This is a genomic window from Pseudoalteromonas sp. NC201 (assembly GCF_002850255.1).
GTDB lineage: Bacteria > Pseudomonadota > Gammaproteobacteria > Enterobacterales > Alteromonadaceae > Pseudoalteromonas.
On the sequence record NZ_CP022523.1, the window covers coordinates 157813 to 173081 of the forward strand.

Below are 15269 nucleotides of genomic sequence, written 5' to 3' on the forward strand. Positions count from 1 at the left end.
TCAATTTATTCTCGGTATAGTGGAGTTCGAGTATCTTTTCATCAAGGAGATTGTATGACTGAGCAATACGCAAGCCTACGTAGTAATGTGAGCCTTTTGGGGCAGATGTTAGGGCAAATTATTCAACAAGCGCAGGGTCAAGAAACATTAGACAAAGTTGAAGAAATTAGACACCTAGCAAAATCCTCTAGAAGCGGTAATGATTCAGATAGGCAAGCGCTGATTGACACCTTACGTAGCCTAAGCGATGAAGCGCTACTTCCCGTTGCTCGCTCATTTAATCATTTCTTAAACCTGGCGAATGTCGCAGAACAATTCCACACCATTTCAAAATCAGGCTCTCCAGACGGCGTGATGATCGAAGTCGATAAGGCGCTTGATGAATTGCAAAGTAAAGTTGATGCTGGTGCGCTGACACTAAACGAAGTTGCAGATGTAATAAGCAAACTAAAAATCGATTTGGTGCTAACCGCTCACCCGACGGAAGTAACACGCAGAACCATCATCAATAAACACGTTGAGCTGAGCGAATGTTTAAAAGTGCTTGAGGTGACCTCAGGTGAGGACCCTGTCTACGATGAGGTCATTGACCGCATTGAGCAGTTGATCTCACAAGCGTGGCACACAAGCGATATTAGAGAAAAGCGACCTACGCCGCTGGATGAAGCAAAGTGGGGATTCGCGGTTATTGAAAATAGTCTTTGGGAAGCCGTGCCTAAGTTTGTTCGGTATTTCAACGCCCAAGTGAAAACGCGATTAAACTTACAACTACCAGCCAATTTTAGTCCGATTCAACTCACTTCTTGGATGGGGGGCGATAGAGACGGCAACCCGTTTGTTACTTCTCATGTGACGCAATCTGTGCTTGATCACGGCCGCTGGATGGCGCTTGATTTATATCGTCGAGATCTAGAAATTTTGGGCGCAGAACTCTCTATGAGTAATGCATCCGAAAGCTTTATAGCGCGAGCGGACGGCAGTAATGAACCTTATCGTTATGTACTAAAGCAAGTACGCGCTGAGGTAGAAGAAACCATTGCAGCATTGGAATATAAAATCAAAGGCACGCCCTCTCATTATCAGGACAAGATTAAACAGGTATCACAGATAAGAGAGCCACTAGAGGCGTGTTATCGCTCGCTGGTTGATTGTCGCATGGCTAATATTGCCGACGGTTTGTTGTTAGATGTATTAAGACGAATCGACTGTTTTGGCGTGTCTTTATGTAAGTTAGATATTCGCCAAGATTCCGCCAGACATACCGAAGTGTTTTCTGAATTAACGCGCTATTTGGGTCTTGGTGATTATGCTCAGTGGCAAGAAGCAGACAAGCAAGCTTTCTTATTAACCGAGCTAAGCTCGAGACGACCGTTACTGCCACGTCATTGGCAACCTTCTTCTAATGTTCAAGAGGTGCTAGAGACATTTGCAACGATTGCGGATCAAGACCAAAACGCACTTGGCATCTACATTATCTCAATGGCGCAAAGTGCCTCAGATATTCTCGCCGTGCATTTATTACTGCAAGAAAGCGGATGTAAATTCAACTTACCGGTAGCCCCGTTATTTGAAACGCTGGATGATTTAAATAATGCACAATCAGTGATCAGCGGGTTATTTGAGAACACTTGGTATAAAGGCACGATTGGTGCCAAGCAATATGTCATGATCGGCTATTCCGACTCTGCAAAAGACGCAGGGATGATGGCGGCAGGATGGGCGCAGTATGATGCAATGGAAAAGCTGGTTAACCTTGCTGATGCGAAGGGCGTTGAGCTGGTCCTTTTCCATGGCCGTGGAGGTACGATTGGTCGAGGGGGGGCGCCTGCTGCACAAGCGCTGAGATCTCAGCCTCCTGGTTCGCTAAAAAGTGGCTTGCGAGTGACCGAGCAAGGCGAAATGATCCGCTTTAAATTTGGTTTACCTAAAGTCGCGATGCAAAGTCTATCTATTTATACCAGTGCGATTTTACAAAGTAATTTGTTGCCGCCCCCAAGGCCCGAATCGAAATGGGTAGAGGTTATGGAGACGATTAGTGAAGCTTCCTGCAAAAAGTATCGCAGTATTGTTCGAGAGAACCCTGAGTTTGTGCCTTACTTTAGAATGGCAACGCCAGAACAAGAACTGTCTAAATTACCGCTAGGCTCGAGGCCCTCTAAACGAAATCCAAACGGCGGAGTAGAGAGTTTGAGGGCTATTCCATGGATTTTCGCATGGAGTCAAAACCGCTTGATGTTGCCTGCTTGGCTAGGGGCGAAAGAAGGTCTTGAAGCTGCCGTAGAAACGTTTGGTAAAGACATGCTGCAAGAAATGAGCGCAAAGTGGCCATTTTTTAGAACCCGTTTAGAAATGCTCGAAATGGTATTCTGTAAAGCCGACCTTTGGCTCAGCGAGATGTATGATGCAAGTTTAGTTAGTGACGAGTATATAGGCCTAGGGGATGAGTTAAGAGACAACTTACAACAGGCCATCGAGCTTATTCGCGGCCTTGCGCCAGAGTCGTCGCTGTTGTCACAGCAACCTTGGATCAAAGAATCGATCGGGCTGAGAAATCCGTATACTGATCCTCTAAACTTGTTACAAATAGAACTGTTAAAGCGTGTGCGTGAAGAAACCAATCACGATTTGGAACTGGCACTTATGATCACGATGACAGGGATTGCGGCGGGGATGCGCAACACGGGTTAGTGCAACAATTTGAATAATCTATTTTTGTAAAATTTTACATTTATAAGCATAATAGCTACAAAACCAATCCCAATGGATTGGTTTTTTTATTTTGATTGGTTTTTTATTAGTATATTTATTGACAGTAATTCTCATTGATTTAAAATGCGCGGCTGGTTTTACCAGTCGTTTTATTTGTTTTATTCAAGAATTGTCGGTTGATAGGTCTACGATACATGCACAAAATATCTACTAGCGTCACATTTGATGAGTGTAATGATCTGATTATGATGAAGATCAGAGGAATTGCGAATGCAAACGATGTGGTCTCGGCATACGAGAAAGCCAATCTATACGCAAAAAAGCATAATAGTAGCAAAGTATTAGTAGATGTGAGTGAACTTGAACACCGCTTCGCCGCAATTGATATTGTGAACATAATGCCAAAAGTTGCGCACAATATTGGCAATTTACATATTGCACGCGTCGTTGGTTTTGAAGGTTATATGCATGATCTTTTTCTACAGAAAATTAAGCGTTTTAATATCAGCGCTGAAAACTTTGAGTGTTTTAAATCTGCAAGAGAATGGTTGAGTCGGCTGTAACTCTTGCGTAAACTATCCTGCCATAGATAAACATGACAACAATATGGCAAAGATAGAACCATCAATAAAAAGTGCGTTAACGCAATACGCCATCGCCCATCGTGGAATATTTAGTTATTCCCAATTAGTACAATATCAAAACCGCTTTCACTTATCTCGATCTGAGCTTGAGGCAGCATTACTTGAAGTTGCAGCTGAGTTTGCTACGCCTCCTATTTCACAATTTTATGTTGGTGCCATTGCTTGGGATGATAAATCGCAACAAGCGTTTTTAGGCGCGAATTTAGAATTCTCGCATCAGGCGCTTTCTTTGGTTGTTCATGCCGAGCAAGCGGCAATTAACAATGCGTGGTTAAATGGTGCAACGGAAATCTCTAAAATGACGATTAATGCCGCGCCTTGCGGATTTTGTCGTCAATTTATGAATGAGCTAAGCACGGCAAAGGAGCTTGAAATTTTATTGCCGACAGGCAAAACCTCGTTGTGTGACTTGCTGCCGACTTCGTTTGGTCCGGACGATCTGGGCAACAGTGAAAAGCTCTTTTCTCAAGCGCAACATCTTGCTGCGAATGAAACATCGCCTGCATCAATCAGTGCGGCGCTTTATCGGCATTATCTGCGCGCTTATTGCCCCTACACACACAACCAAAGTGCGGTGGAAATTAAACTAGACACTGGTGAGTGCTTTTATGGGCGTTATGCTGAAAATGCGGCTTATAACCCAAGCTTATCGCCATTACAAAGTGCACTAAGTCAATTAGCTATGTCGGGTAAAGTATTATCTGAGGTAAATGTCGTAGAGATCACTTTGCTAGAAAAGCAGGGCAGTGCTAATCAGCTGCAAGTAAGCTTAGCGGTTTTAAAGGCATACAATGCCGAGCATTTGCTTACACATATAGAGATTGAGTAACCGCTCAATCTCTACGTTTACTGCTACTACTTCGAAAGTAACAGTTCAGCTGCTTTTAAAACTGCAGTGACAGCTTTCTTTTCAACAGCTTGATGGTCGACATTAGGAATTTCTTGGCGTGTTCTGTTTACCAATACGCCTGCAAGACAAGCTGCCTTCAATCCAAGTGCTGCACACATGGTAAATAACGTCGCAGATTCCATCTCATAGTTCATCACATTAAGCTTTTGCCATTCTGCACACGAACCTTGATACGCTTTTCTGACGTAGCCTGAGTATGTGTCGTAACGTTCTTGCCCTGGGTAGAAAGTATCGCTAGACGCAGTGATCCCAACATGGTGAGTAATACCCAACGATTCACAGGCTTGTACCATTGCTGAAGTGGTATGAAAATCAGACACAGCAGGAAACTCGATAGGCGCAAAATGCTGGCTAGCGCCATCTAAACGCACTGATGCCGTGCTCACCAAAATATCACCTTCATCGATATGTGGTTGAATGGCACCAGTCGTACCTATGCGTAAAAAGGTAGTGATACCAAGCTGTGCTAATTCTTCAACGGCGATTGACGTAGATGGGCCGCCTATACCAGTTGAGCAAATTACCACAGGACTTTCATTTAAAAAGCCAAGGTAAATATGAAATTCGCGAGTTTGTGCTAAGCAGACTGGAGAGTCGAGATATTCAGAAATGCGTTTTGAGCGCTCGGGATCACCCGGAACAATTGCTAGTGAAGCGCCTTGTAGGTCGGCTTTCGTAAGACCTAAGTGAAATACCTTTTCCATAGTAAACCTTAGTTATAATTAAAGCGTAATGTTTATAGTTAACGCCTATCAAGTACAGGACAGATGTCCTATTTAAGTGTGGTGTGTTTAAATTATACCAATCGTATTAAGTAAATGAGCTATTTTGAAGCGGGAAATAATATTAGTAGCACCGCTCTCGCGTCCTGCTACCGCTTTGGCAACTAAATCCATATAGGCAAGGCAAAATTTTGCTATTTAGTTGTTCTAAATAAGAAATTTTGAACGAAGCTTGTATGATATTTTACCCGTTAAATTGGTTAGAGAATTAACGCAGTTGGTATTATAGCTCAGGATAGCTTGCGGGATTGTCGATGTTCCACTAAACCTTAACATGAGAGCAACAATGAGGAATGGTTATGCCTGCTACACATTCTATAAATAAAGATAACGAATTTGCGCGTTGCTTTGAATGCAACAAAGTTCCAACCTTGGCACCGTTTCACTGGCTTGCATTAGCATTTAAAGATATTGCGAATGCACCATTACTTAGCCTAGTGTATGGACTTATTTTTACCCTAATACCTGCTTTTATCATGTGGTTAGTGTACCAATCGGGTACCCACTTGGTAATTCTGCCTGCCGCTGTCGCCTTTGCGCTTATTGGACCTGCTTTCGCAGCTGGCTTGTATGATGTTGCGTGGGAGTTGGAAAAGGGCCATAAACCAACGTTAACGCATAGTCTTAAATCAATGTTTCGTAATCCCGCTGGCGAGTGGGGTTTTGCGGTGTTACTGATGGTCATTATGATTGTTTGGATGCGCTTAGCGGCGCTTATCCATGCATTATATCCAAATGTTCCGAATCCTACGTTTGAACAGCTTTCGGCATTTTTAGCACTCGGCTCGATAGTGGGAGGCATTTTATTGGTGTGTGTATTTGCAATCTCAGCGTTTACGCCACAAATAATGATGGAGCGCCGAGTGGATATTATGACTGCGGTAATAAGCTCAATGCATGCTGTGAAAGAAAATGTCGGCGCTATGGTGGTATGGTGTGGGATCTTAGTGTTCTTGGTGATGCTTGGGTTTGCAACTGGAACGGCTGGGTTTATCGTTATTATGCCGCTGCTAGCGTACGCAAGTTGGCATGGCTATATCGCTGTAATTAAAACAAAAGTGCCACGCCACTACGAATAACTAAACACCCTCTATGAATAAACAACCGTAGCATCAATGAGCATTGTTGGTACTGCGGTTGACTTCTTATTTGAACCTGTTATATGTGCTGCAACAACGACCTAATGAACAGTCAATGTCTTTCGAAAACGAAGTTAGAGATCAAGCAAGTCTTTTGATTTATAAGGATTTTTATTTTTAATTTGTCGTTTTTACTCATTTTAAGCCAATCGTATTTTGAGTGTTTCGCAATATATAAAGCGCAATAGGGAAGATTTTTCTGGGTCGCATGATTATGCATATAAGAGGGGATAGCGATGTCTGAGAGCAAAAAACAATTCCATAAAAAACTTGAGCACTGTTTATGCCCACCGGGAGATGGTGTGTTTACAGTAAACACAGCGAAAGAAAGAAAAGACGCGCTAAGACAAAAGCTATATGGACAAACAGAAGGAGTCGATACTTTATGGAAAGCGTCACTGGAGAAATTGGGCGAAAGTGAACATAAAGCGGCAATTCTTGGGATCAGTTCAGATTGTGGCGGTGGTATTTTACGCGGCGCCAACTGGGGCCCGTTATTTTTGCGTTCGACATTAATAGAGCAACAGCCGCAAACGAGCGCGTTTGACCTTGGCGATGTGCGTGTTATTCCACATTTACTACACGACAAATATTTAAACGAGAGCACGATCAGTAACTGTCAAAAGGCACTTTATGCTGACCCTGAGAGCGAATATTACGTGTCACCATTATCTATTACAGAAGATGTGTGCGATGGCTTTTACGAAAATTACCCAAATAAAGGTGTGTTCGGTATTGGTGGTGACCACTCAATCAGCTACCCGTTAACAAAAGCGTATCTTAAAGCAAAGCGTGCTCGTGGTGTAAAAACAGCGATTATCCATTTTGATGCTCACACGGATTTACTTGTTGAGCGCTTAGGTATCGATTTATGCTTCGGCTCTTGGTGTACGCATATCCTAGAGTTTTTACCTGCACCCCACCACTTAGTGCAATTTGGGATCCGCTCTAGTGGCAAACCCAAATCTCATTGGGAGTCTACATTCGGCGTTAAGCAGCATTGGGCTCATGAGATCAGAGAACGTGGTGCACAAGTGATAGTTGATGAGGTTATTGCGCAGTTAAAGGCTGATGATGTTGAAGAGCTTTATGTCAGCTTCGATATTGACGCACTTGATGAAGAGTTTGCTTCTGCAACGGGCACTCCAGAGGCAGGCGGTATGACTCCAGACGAAGCGATGTTAATTCTACAAGCTCTGCGTGGTGAGTTTAAAATCACAGGTGCAGACATGATGGAAATAGCCCCATTTACCGACAGCTCTCTTGTTGGACAAACGAGCTCAGAAACCACGCTTAAAGAAGGCGCTAAGCTGAGTGCGTTTTTAATTGATGCTATCAACAATAGCTAAAGTAACTAAATAACCAAACAGCACTGTGATAGGCGGAGGCATCTTTGTCTATCACTCATTCACTTCAATAAGTTACCCATCTGTTGTGGTTCACCCGCATTCACAAGCAGCTATTCTATCTCTTTAAAAATTGCTCAACCTTTAAGTTAAGACTATATTATTCAAGTAGCTATGGGGAGAGTTTCATGAAGGGTGCATACTCTTTTGGTCTTTGTATTTTACTGATGAGTTTCAGTGCGCTTGCCTATACGCTAAATATTGTCACTGAGAACTTTCCTGACTTCCAATACCTTAATGAAAAAGGGGAGCTAATTGGGCGTTCAGCGGATAAAGTTAGGGCAGTGCTTGATGACTCTGGCGTTGATTACACCATCAACGTACTTTCATGGCCTGCAGCCTATAATGCCGCATTAAGAAAAGAAGATACCTGTGTGTTTTCAACAGCCAGAAATACCATTCGCGAAAATGAGTTTAATTGGGTATTTCCAATTGATACGTTTACCACCTCTTTTTATGCACTACGTGAAAGCAAAATCAAGCTGAATAAATTAGAAGATGCTCAAGCTTATCGAACTGCGGTGATCCGAGATAATTTTAGCCACCAATTTTTAATGGAGCATGGTTTTCAAGAAGGGAAACAGCTTATCCTGATTAATTCTTTTGATAAGGTTTTTGAGCTACTCAAGACGCGCAAAGACTTTGTTGATTTGGTGATATTAAGCGATGCCCAGTTTAGGTTTCGAAGTGCAAAAGAGCAAACGGCTCAATTACTTGAGCCGGTATATACATTAGATCAGTTTAATACGTCTCTTTATCTAGCCTGTAATAAAAATGTTCCCAAGCATATTCTTGATAAGCTTCAGGAGACTTACAACGTGCTTTATGTAGCCAAATAAACTTAGAGAAAACGGATTATTTTTTTATATCTGGCCACTGAAAGCCGTGGAAGGTATCTAGATACAGTTGCTCCACTTTGGTTCTTGCCCAAGGTGTGCGACGCAAAAACTTGAGACTAGATTTAACGCTTGGATTATCTTTGAAGCAGTTGATATCTACGGCGGCTGCCATTTCTTTCCAGCCTAGCTGCTGTTCAAGTTTTACAATAATTTCTTCTAACTTGATACCGTGAAGGGGGTTATTTGCTTGGGTTGTCATCTTCTACTTCTATATAACTTTAGATATTACGCCTAGTTTACCCTAATTTTATCCGAAATTTCAGGTCTAATTGGTGCCCCAGACGCGTCAGCCTTTACCCACACAAGTTTGCCATTGTCTTCGTTGTACTTTTTCGTTGCACAGACAAACAGCATGTCAAACTGTAGCAATAGTGCGCCTTCGCTATATGACTTTCCTTCATACCAACAGACTTGCTTTGGTATTTCTCCATATAACCTTAAATCAGCGGGCGTTGTAGCCAAAACAGGCAGTGAGATCAAATTAACAGCGATTAAACAAATTAAAAACTTCATCAAATTTGGGTTTTTGAACTAGAGTGTTAAATGACTATAGAAGAATAAGGAAAAATGACAATGGCATTAGACCAAAAATTGTTGGATGAGTTGACCTTACTAGCTAGATTTCCAAGACATAGTTTGCATCAGGGGATAAAAATTCATAGCAGCGCGCCTGAAGGTATACAAGGTGCCGCGATGAGGCTATTTGAAAAAGGGGTCATTGACAGCCCCGATGGGGGTTATTTGACTGATCTTGGTCACGACCTTATTGGCCATTTTGATCATGTCTATAGCGCGTTGAAATAACAAACGTTCGTTTGATTGAAAGAGTGATATGCTTAGCATGTCACTCTTTTTAGTTGGCTTATCGTTTACTAGCCTTATTGTGCGTCTAATTGATTTTCAGGCGCCGCATCAGAAAACGCATCAAGCGTATTACAATATTCGTACACTCGACTGATCTTAGGAAATGCAGTCATATCAACTTTAAAACGCAGGGCATTAAACACTTGTGGTACTAAACAAACATCCGCAAGTGTGGGCTCCGTGCCAAAGCAAAATTGACCGTCGCCTATCATAGGCTCGAGCTTTTTAAAGCCTTCGATAACCCAATGGCGATACCACTCATTCTTTTGCTCATCAGATGCACCTAGCTCACTTGAGAGATATTTAAGTACACGCAAGTTATCGATAGGGTGGATATCACAGGCGATGGCGTAGCAAAAGTTTCTTACCTGCGCTTTTTGCCAAGGATCTTGTGGTAGCAATGCTTGGCCTGTTTGGGTTTCTTCTAGCCACTCTAATATCGCTAAAGATTGTGCAAGAACGCCATGCTCAGTTTCAAGAGCCGGTAGCAATCCTTGACCATTTTTACTTAAATATGCCTCGCCGTTTTGCTCCGATTTAAGCAAGTTTACTGGGACTAACTCGTGGTCTAATCCTTTAAGATTTAAAGCAATACGCACACGATAGGCTGCAGATGAGCGAAAATAAGTATAGAGTTTCAACATAATCTTTATGCTCCTTTAAAGTACTTTTTAATGCCTTTCCAGCAATCAGCATAGTTAGGCTGACGTGCTTTGCCTTCTAAAGCATACTTAGTTGGAGAGATAATGTAACGTGACTCAAACATAAACGCGAGTGTGTTTTCATAGCGCTGTGGTGCAAGCTCTGCGTTGCTCGCCTTTTCAAATACATCAGCTTCTGGCCCATGAGGAGACATACAGTTGTGTAGACTCATGCCACCTGGCACAAAACCATGTTCTTTGGCGTCGTATACCCCTTCAATTAAGCCCATAAACTCACTCATGATATTACGGTGATAATAAGGCGGACGGAATGTATTTTCTGCCACCATCCAGCGCGGTGGGAAGATCACAAAGTCTACGTTTGCAACACCTGGCGTGCCTGATGGAGAAGTCAGTACAGTAAAGATTGACGGATCTGGATGATCAAAGCTTACGGTGTTCATTACGTTAAATCGTGCTAAATCATATTTGTATGGGGCGCTATTACCTGTCCATGCAACCACATCAAGTGGTGAGTGGCCAATCTCACAGCGGAACAAATTACCATTAAACTTTGCAACGAGTTCAAAATCACCTTCTTTGTCCTCAAAGGCGGCAACCGGGTATTGAAAGTCACGTTCGTTGGTATAGCCATTCGCCCCAACAGGGCCTCGCTCAGGCAATATATAAGGGTGTCCGTAGTTTTCACAAATATAACCACGCACCGTATCGCTTAAAAGCTCTACACTGAATTTGATACCTCGAGGGATAACGGCAATCTCACCTGGTTTAATTGCGAGTTTTCCGCACTCTGTGTGTAAAATGAGTTCGCCTTGCTGTGGGACGAATAACAGCTCGCCATCCGCATTATAGAAGTAACGATCTTCCATTGATGCGTTAGCAACATATACATGAATACCAATCCCGCTTTGGCCATTGGCACTGCCGTTAGCAGCCATCGTTACTAAGCCATCGATAAAATCTGTTTTTTCGTGTGGTATATCGATAGGGTTCCAGCGCAACATGGAAGGGGGGGTAACGGCTTCAGTTATTGGTGCCGTGCGTAATAGGCCATTATCCATCGCTTCATATTCACCTTGTAAAACAGAAGGGCGAATACGGTAGAACCAATTTCTACGATTATCAGCACGAGGCGCTGTAAAAGCGGTGGTGTTATATTGCTCTGCATAAAGATCGTATTTTACTTTTTGCGGTGAAAATTGACCAATAGGTAAAGCGCCCGGCAGTGCTTCACTTTCAAATTGATTACCAAATCCAGTTAAATATTGAAGTTCTTGGCTCATGTGTCTCGACTCCTTTGTGTTTTATAGTAAGATACTCTCATGTGAGAGTATTTTCAATGTTTGTCATCTAGTCGCTCTGTAAAGTTATAGTGACAGTTGGGAGTGTGAAATAATGTCTAAAAATAATGGAAAGCTGCTGAATATAAACGAATTTTTGCCATATCAACTTGTTTCACTGTCAACAAAAGTGAGCAATGACTTTGCGCACGTCTACGAACAAAAGGGGGAATTAACGCAGCCACAATGGCGAGTATTATCTCACGCAATACAGACGGAGGGGCTTACTGCAAAGCACATATGCGAATTGGCAAGCATGGATAAATCAACCGTTTCAAGAGCAATTAAGCAGTTACAAGACAGAGAGTTGATCGAGATGTTAGTGAGTCCAAGTGATAAACGTGCAAAAACTATTGCGGTGACAGAGCAAGGAAGAGTGCTTTATCAAGCATTAACGCCGCTTGCATTGGCATGGGAAGCTGAGTTACTTAGTTGTTTTAGCGATGAGCAGAAAGAAAATTTTATTGGGCTGTTAATGACGCTTCAAAATAGACTAGCAAACTGTGATACCAGCAATGCTGATTAATGAAAAAAGACCAACGATCGTTGGCCTTTGGGAGATTATCTAATTACGTGTTAGATATTAGAATGTGTAACGAATACCAATTTTAGCTTGCCATGCTGACGCGCCTTTATCGATAGTCGAGTAATTGCGAACATCAGCACCGTTGTAGCGTGGCTCGATGATTAGCTTGCCATCGTCATCTAAACCGCCGAAGTCATAAACGGCTTGGTCAGAGTAACTTAGCTTCTTCTCTACACCCCAGTCACTATTAAGTAGGTTAGCGAAGTTTTCGATCATAAAGTAAAGTTCGCCTTTATGCTCTTTATAGAAACCTGGGATTTCTTGTTTAAAGCTAACATCCATAGTGGTAACCCAAGGCTGAGTTCCCGTATTGCGGTCTAATAGTTGTCCACGCTCAGTTATGCCTGCACGGTTAAGCAAGGCTTCTAGCTGATTCCAAGATAAATCTGACTGTTCCCAGTTTACATTCGCATCATCAGGACCTGATGGGATGTACGCTAGGTATGCAGATGTACCTGCAAAGTCACGGGTATCTCCCAAGTCATAATCATTGTATGAACCCATTGTGTAGCTAAATGGACGGCCAGATCTACGTTCAAAGAACACGTTAAACTTCGACGCATAACCGTCAAAGAATTCAGTAGTGTAGCGCAAGTTAATCTTGAAGCTATGTTCTACTTCGTAGTGACCACGACCTACTAGATCAACATTACGGCTGTGCGTAGTTGCGTGTTTGTAGTTACCATCTGCTTGAGAAGCACTACCAGGTGATACATCTTCAACATCTTGATTCGTGTAACTTGCAGAAACGTAAAGACCGTTATCCCACTCTTTAGCAATTGCGGTGCTTAAAATAATAGAACGTGCGTCTTCATCAGCATTGGTCATCATGATGTCATAGTTATCTCTAAGCTCACCAGAGTACTTGTTATCATAGATGATTCGACCAGTTGCAGAGCGCACGATGTTACCGTTTTCATCAAGCTTTGGCGTAATAGAAGTGTTATGCCATACCGCTTCGTCTTGCTTGTTGTGGTAAGCAAGTTCAGCTGTCCACTTGAAGCCGTCACCTAGCAGTTCAGAATCAAATTCGTATTCAAACCCAACCTGTGCACGAATGCTTGATGGTAGCTTGAAGTTAGGATCCGTATAAGCTGTGCTGCCAGCACCTTGCTGTAAAGAATCTTGAATTTGCTGAGGCACGCGAGTGAAATCAACTTGATCTACGCCTGCAAAGTAATTATTGATAGCGTCTTGTGTCGCATCAACTTGCGTTAAGCCGTCTTTTTGGAATGGGTTGTTAAACCAAACATTTGGAATACCGCCGTGGAAGCGACCAACACCACCATTAATTGTTAATGACTCAGTAGCATAGTATTTAAAGCCAATACGAGGTAGAACGATATCAGCACCATCCAAGTTTTCCTGGTTCGTATAACCATAAGTTTCTTGGAAAGCAGTATTTAATGTAGGCTTGTCACTTGAAGATAAACGCTCATAACGAAGGCCCGCCGTCACTTCAAGGTCATCTGTTAGATAAAACTTATCTTCAACGTAAAGCGCAAGTTGCTCACGCGTTGCATCATAAGCTAAGTCATTGACATCATTAGTATAAGCATTGGCGTAAGAAAATTGGTAGTCATCGTATCTATTTAAAAATAATTTCTTATTTTCAAAGTCTTCAATGCTACCAAACGTCCAACTACCCATCGAACCTTCGCCAAATAGGTTGTAAAGACGTTTGCTCTCATATTGACCACCAAAGTTAATCTCATGGTCGCCCATTAGATAAGTTGCATCAAGTGTAAACGCAAATGTTTCGGTTTCTGATTCATTGGCATGACGATAGATGTTACGGCCAAATTGGAAACCAGCACCACGACCATCGTTTAAGTAAACTTCAATAGTACCTAAATCTGAGTTGGTTACACTGTCATTGGTTACATTTTTATACGCAAGGCCTATCTCTGTAGAGAATTCATCTGACCAGTCTGAGTATAACTTGGCGGCAAAGTTATCGAACTTAGTCGTATAAGTATAACGACTTGAAGCCATAGATATAGTTTCACCACCTGTAGCGAATTCTTTCTCATCCTCTTCATCCTGCCATTGGTAAGTAAAGTCAGCACGATGTAGATCGGAAATGTTCCAGCTAAGCTTAATTAGGACACTATCACTAGTATCTTCAGGGTCACCACCGAATTCATCTTCGATACCATATACATTATTTAGTACAGAAATAAAGCGGTTATAGTCAGATTCACTAACGTCAAACTCATTTGCGGTGCCAGAACCATCAAAACCGTAGTCCAAGTCCATCTCTTGTTTCCAAGAGTTATAGTTAACAAAGTAGAATAACTTGTCTTTGATAATCGCGCCACCGGTACTAAAGCCTAAACGCTTTTCGGTAATGATAGGATCTGTGCTTGCCACTTCGAAAGTCTTGTGACCATCTTCATCAAGAATATTTGAGCCAGCACGGTGGATTACATTACCATCAGCGTCTTTAACATCTTCTTTATATTTGGCGTCGGAAATATTATCTAACTTACCTGCAAGGCTTGGTGTACTTGTCTCATAGAAGCCTGTGAAAGTATATTCATTAGAGCCGGACTTAGTAACCGCATTGATTGTACCACCACCAAAGTTACCTTTTTTAGCAGAAAAAGGTGATGTATCAACTGAGATCTGCTCAATTGCATCAAGTGCCACAGGTGGTTGTGCTGTTGGGTAACCGCCAAAGTTGAGGCCAAAGTCATCATTTTGGCCGATACCGTCAACGGTTAAGCCATTCGTTCTTGGGTTATTACCCGCAATCGTGAGTTCACCATTTCCATTGATGCTGGCAAGCGGATTTAAGCGCGCAATGTCTTTGATGTCATTATTGAAACTAGGTGCATTTTCAATGGTATCAGCACCAAATACGCTGCTTGAACCACCAGCTTGTTGTACCAGCTTATAGCCTGTAACTTCAATTTTTTCGATTTGCTGTAATGGTTGAAGTTGATTATTGATACGGTGAGTGTCGCCTAACTCAAGATAGATATTGTCAAGTTGGGCATCTGAATATTTGTCAGAGTCAAGTACTACTCTGTAAGGTCCGCCAACGCGAAGACCTTTTGCGATGAAAGCACCAGATTCATTAGTAGTGAATGTGCTTATAGTACCAGTTGGTTCGTGAATAACTGTAACTTTAACATTTGCAGCTGCTTCACCGGTTGGGGTGGTGATCTTACCGCGCATTGCAGACGATGTATCTGCAGCGTATGCGCTGACTGATACCCCAAGAGCTAATGCAAGTGCGCCGGCCACTCTAGTTAAGCGAACGTTTTTCATTGTTTCATTTCCCGTGTAAGTAGATTATGAGAGTCAGATTTTTAGATGTGTT

General features: G+C 42.4%; 14 protein-coding genes. 8 read left to right on the forward strand and 6 right to left on the reverse strand.

Annotated features, from left to right (window positions below):
• Nucleotides 1-54: 54 nt before the first annotated feature.
• The 3 genes from ppc to cdd all read left to right on the forward strand — a co-directional run bounded on the left by ppc (nucleotide 55) and on the right by cdd (nucleotide 4182).
• Nucleotides 55-2688, forward strand: a complete 2634-nt coding sequence (gene ppc / locus PNC201_RS18680; protein ID WP_102057994.1) for a phosphoenolpyruvate carboxylase — start codon at nucleotides 55-57, stop codon at nucleotides 2686-2688.
• Between the two features lie 266 nt (nucleotides 2689-2954).
• The gene (locus PNC201_RS18685; protein ID WP_223192100.1) at nucleotides 2955-3272 is read left to right on the forward strand and encodes a hypothetical protein; all 318 of its coding nucleotides are present in this window, start codon (nucleotides 2955-2957) and stop codon (nucleotides 3270-3272) included.
• Between the two features lie 43 nt (nucleotides 3273-3315).
• A complete protein-coding gene (gene cdd / locus PNC201_RS18690) occupies nucleotides 3316-4182 on the forward strand; it encodes a cytidine deaminase (RefSeq protein WP_010605329.1) in 867 nt (288 codons plus the stop codon).
• A gap of 26 nt (nucleotides 4183-4208) precedes the next feature.
• On the opposite strand, the gene udp is transcribed toward cdd, so the two are convergent.
• On the reverse strand, nucleotides 4209-4967 hold the full coding sequence (gene udp, locus PNC201_RS18695; RefSeq protein WP_010605330.1) for a uridine phosphorylase: 759 nt from the start codon (nucleotides 4965-4967) through the stop codon (nucleotides 4209-4211).
• A 377-nt stretch (nucleotides 4968-5344) separates the two neighbouring features.
• On the opposite strand from udp, the gene PNC201_RS18700 reads away from it, so the two are divergent.
• From PNC201_RS18700 to PNC201_RS18710, 3 genes are all read left to right on the forward strand, one after another.
• Nucleotides 5345-6124, forward strand: a complete 780-nt coding sequence (locus tag PNC201_RS18700; protein ID WP_010605331.1) for a DUF2189 domain-containing protein — start codon at nucleotides 5345-5347, stop codon at nucleotides 6122-6124.
• A gap of 296 nt (nucleotides 6125-6420) precedes the next feature.
• Nucleotides 6421-7533, forward strand: a complete 1113-nt coding sequence (locus tag PNC201_RS18705) for an arginase family protein (RefSeq protein ID WP_010605332.1) — start codon at nucleotides 6421-6423, stop codon at nucleotides 7531-7533.
• 185 nt (nucleotides 7534-7718) lie between these two features.
• The gene (locus PNC201_RS18710; protein ID WP_102057995.1) at nucleotides 7719-8429 is read left to right on the forward strand and encodes a transporter substrate-binding domain-containing protein; all 711 of its coding nucleotides are present in this window, start codon (nucleotides 7719-7721) and stop codon (nucleotides 8427-8429) included.
• Nucleotides 8430-8445: 16 nt separating this feature from the next.
• Here PNC201_RS18710 and PNC201_RS18715 read toward each other — a convergent pair whose 3' ends face one another.
• Both PNC201_RS18715 and PNC201_RS18720 read right to left on the reverse strand, forming a co-directional pair.
• A complete protein-coding gene (locus tag PNC201_RS18715; RefSeq protein WP_017216709.1) occupies nucleotides 8446-8688 on the reverse strand; it encodes a VF530 family DNA-binding protein in 243 nt (80 codons plus the stop codon).
• Nucleotides 8689-8720: 32 nt separating this feature from the next.
• A complete protein-coding gene (locus PNC201_RS18720; RefSeq protein WP_099028603.1) occupies nucleotides 8721-9002 on the reverse strand; it encodes a DUF1496 domain-containing protein in 282 nt (93 codons plus the stop codon).
• 60 nt (nucleotides 9003-9062) lie between these two features.
• On the opposite strand from PNC201_RS18720, the gene PNC201_RS18725 reads away from it, so the two are divergent.
• Nucleotides 9063-9293: a TIGR02647 family protein gene (locus PNC201_RS18725; protein WP_010373121.1), complete on the forward strand. Its 231-nt coding sequence runs from the start codon at nucleotides 9063-9065 to the stop codon at nucleotides 9291-9293.
• A gap of 74 nt (nucleotides 9294-9367) precedes the next feature.
• Here the strand turns inward: PNC201_RS18725 and maiA are convergent, their stop codons facing one another.
• Together maiA and hmgA are read right to left on the reverse strand one after the other, a co-directional pair.
• A complete protein-coding gene (gene maiA / locus PNC201_RS18730) occupies nucleotides 9368-9994 on the reverse strand; it encodes a maleylacetoacetate isomerase (protein ID WP_199539722.1) in 627 nt (208 codons plus the stop codon).
• Between the two features lie 8 nt (nucleotides 9995-10002).
• Complete coding sequence (hmgA, locus tag PNC201_RS18735; protein WP_102057997.1) at nucleotides 10003-11298, reverse strand: homogentisate 1,2-dioxygenase; 1296 nt, start codon at nucleotides 11296-11298, stop codon at nucleotides 10003-10005.
• A gap of 112 nt (nucleotides 11299-11410) precedes the next feature.
• Here hmgA and PNC201_RS18740 point away from each other — a divergent pair, with 112 nt between their 5' ends.
• Nucleotides 11411-11881, forward strand: coding sequence for a MarR family winged helix-turn-helix transcriptional regulator (locus tag PNC201_RS18740; protein ID WP_102057998.1), 471 nt, complete (start codon nucleotides 11411-11413; stop codon nucleotides 11879-11881).
• 57 nt (nucleotides 11882-11938) lie between these two features.
• Here the strand turns inward: PNC201_RS18740 and PNC201_RS18745 are convergent, their stop codons facing one another.
• Nucleotides 11939-15217 carry a TonB-dependent receptor gene (locus PNC201_RS18745; protein WP_010605339.1) on the reverse strand — a complete coding sequence of 1093 codons (3279 nt, stop codon included), beginning with the start codon at nucleotides 15215-15217 and terminating at the stop codon, nucleotides 11939-11941.
• Between the last annotated feature and the right edge of the window lie 52 nt (nucleotides 15218-15269).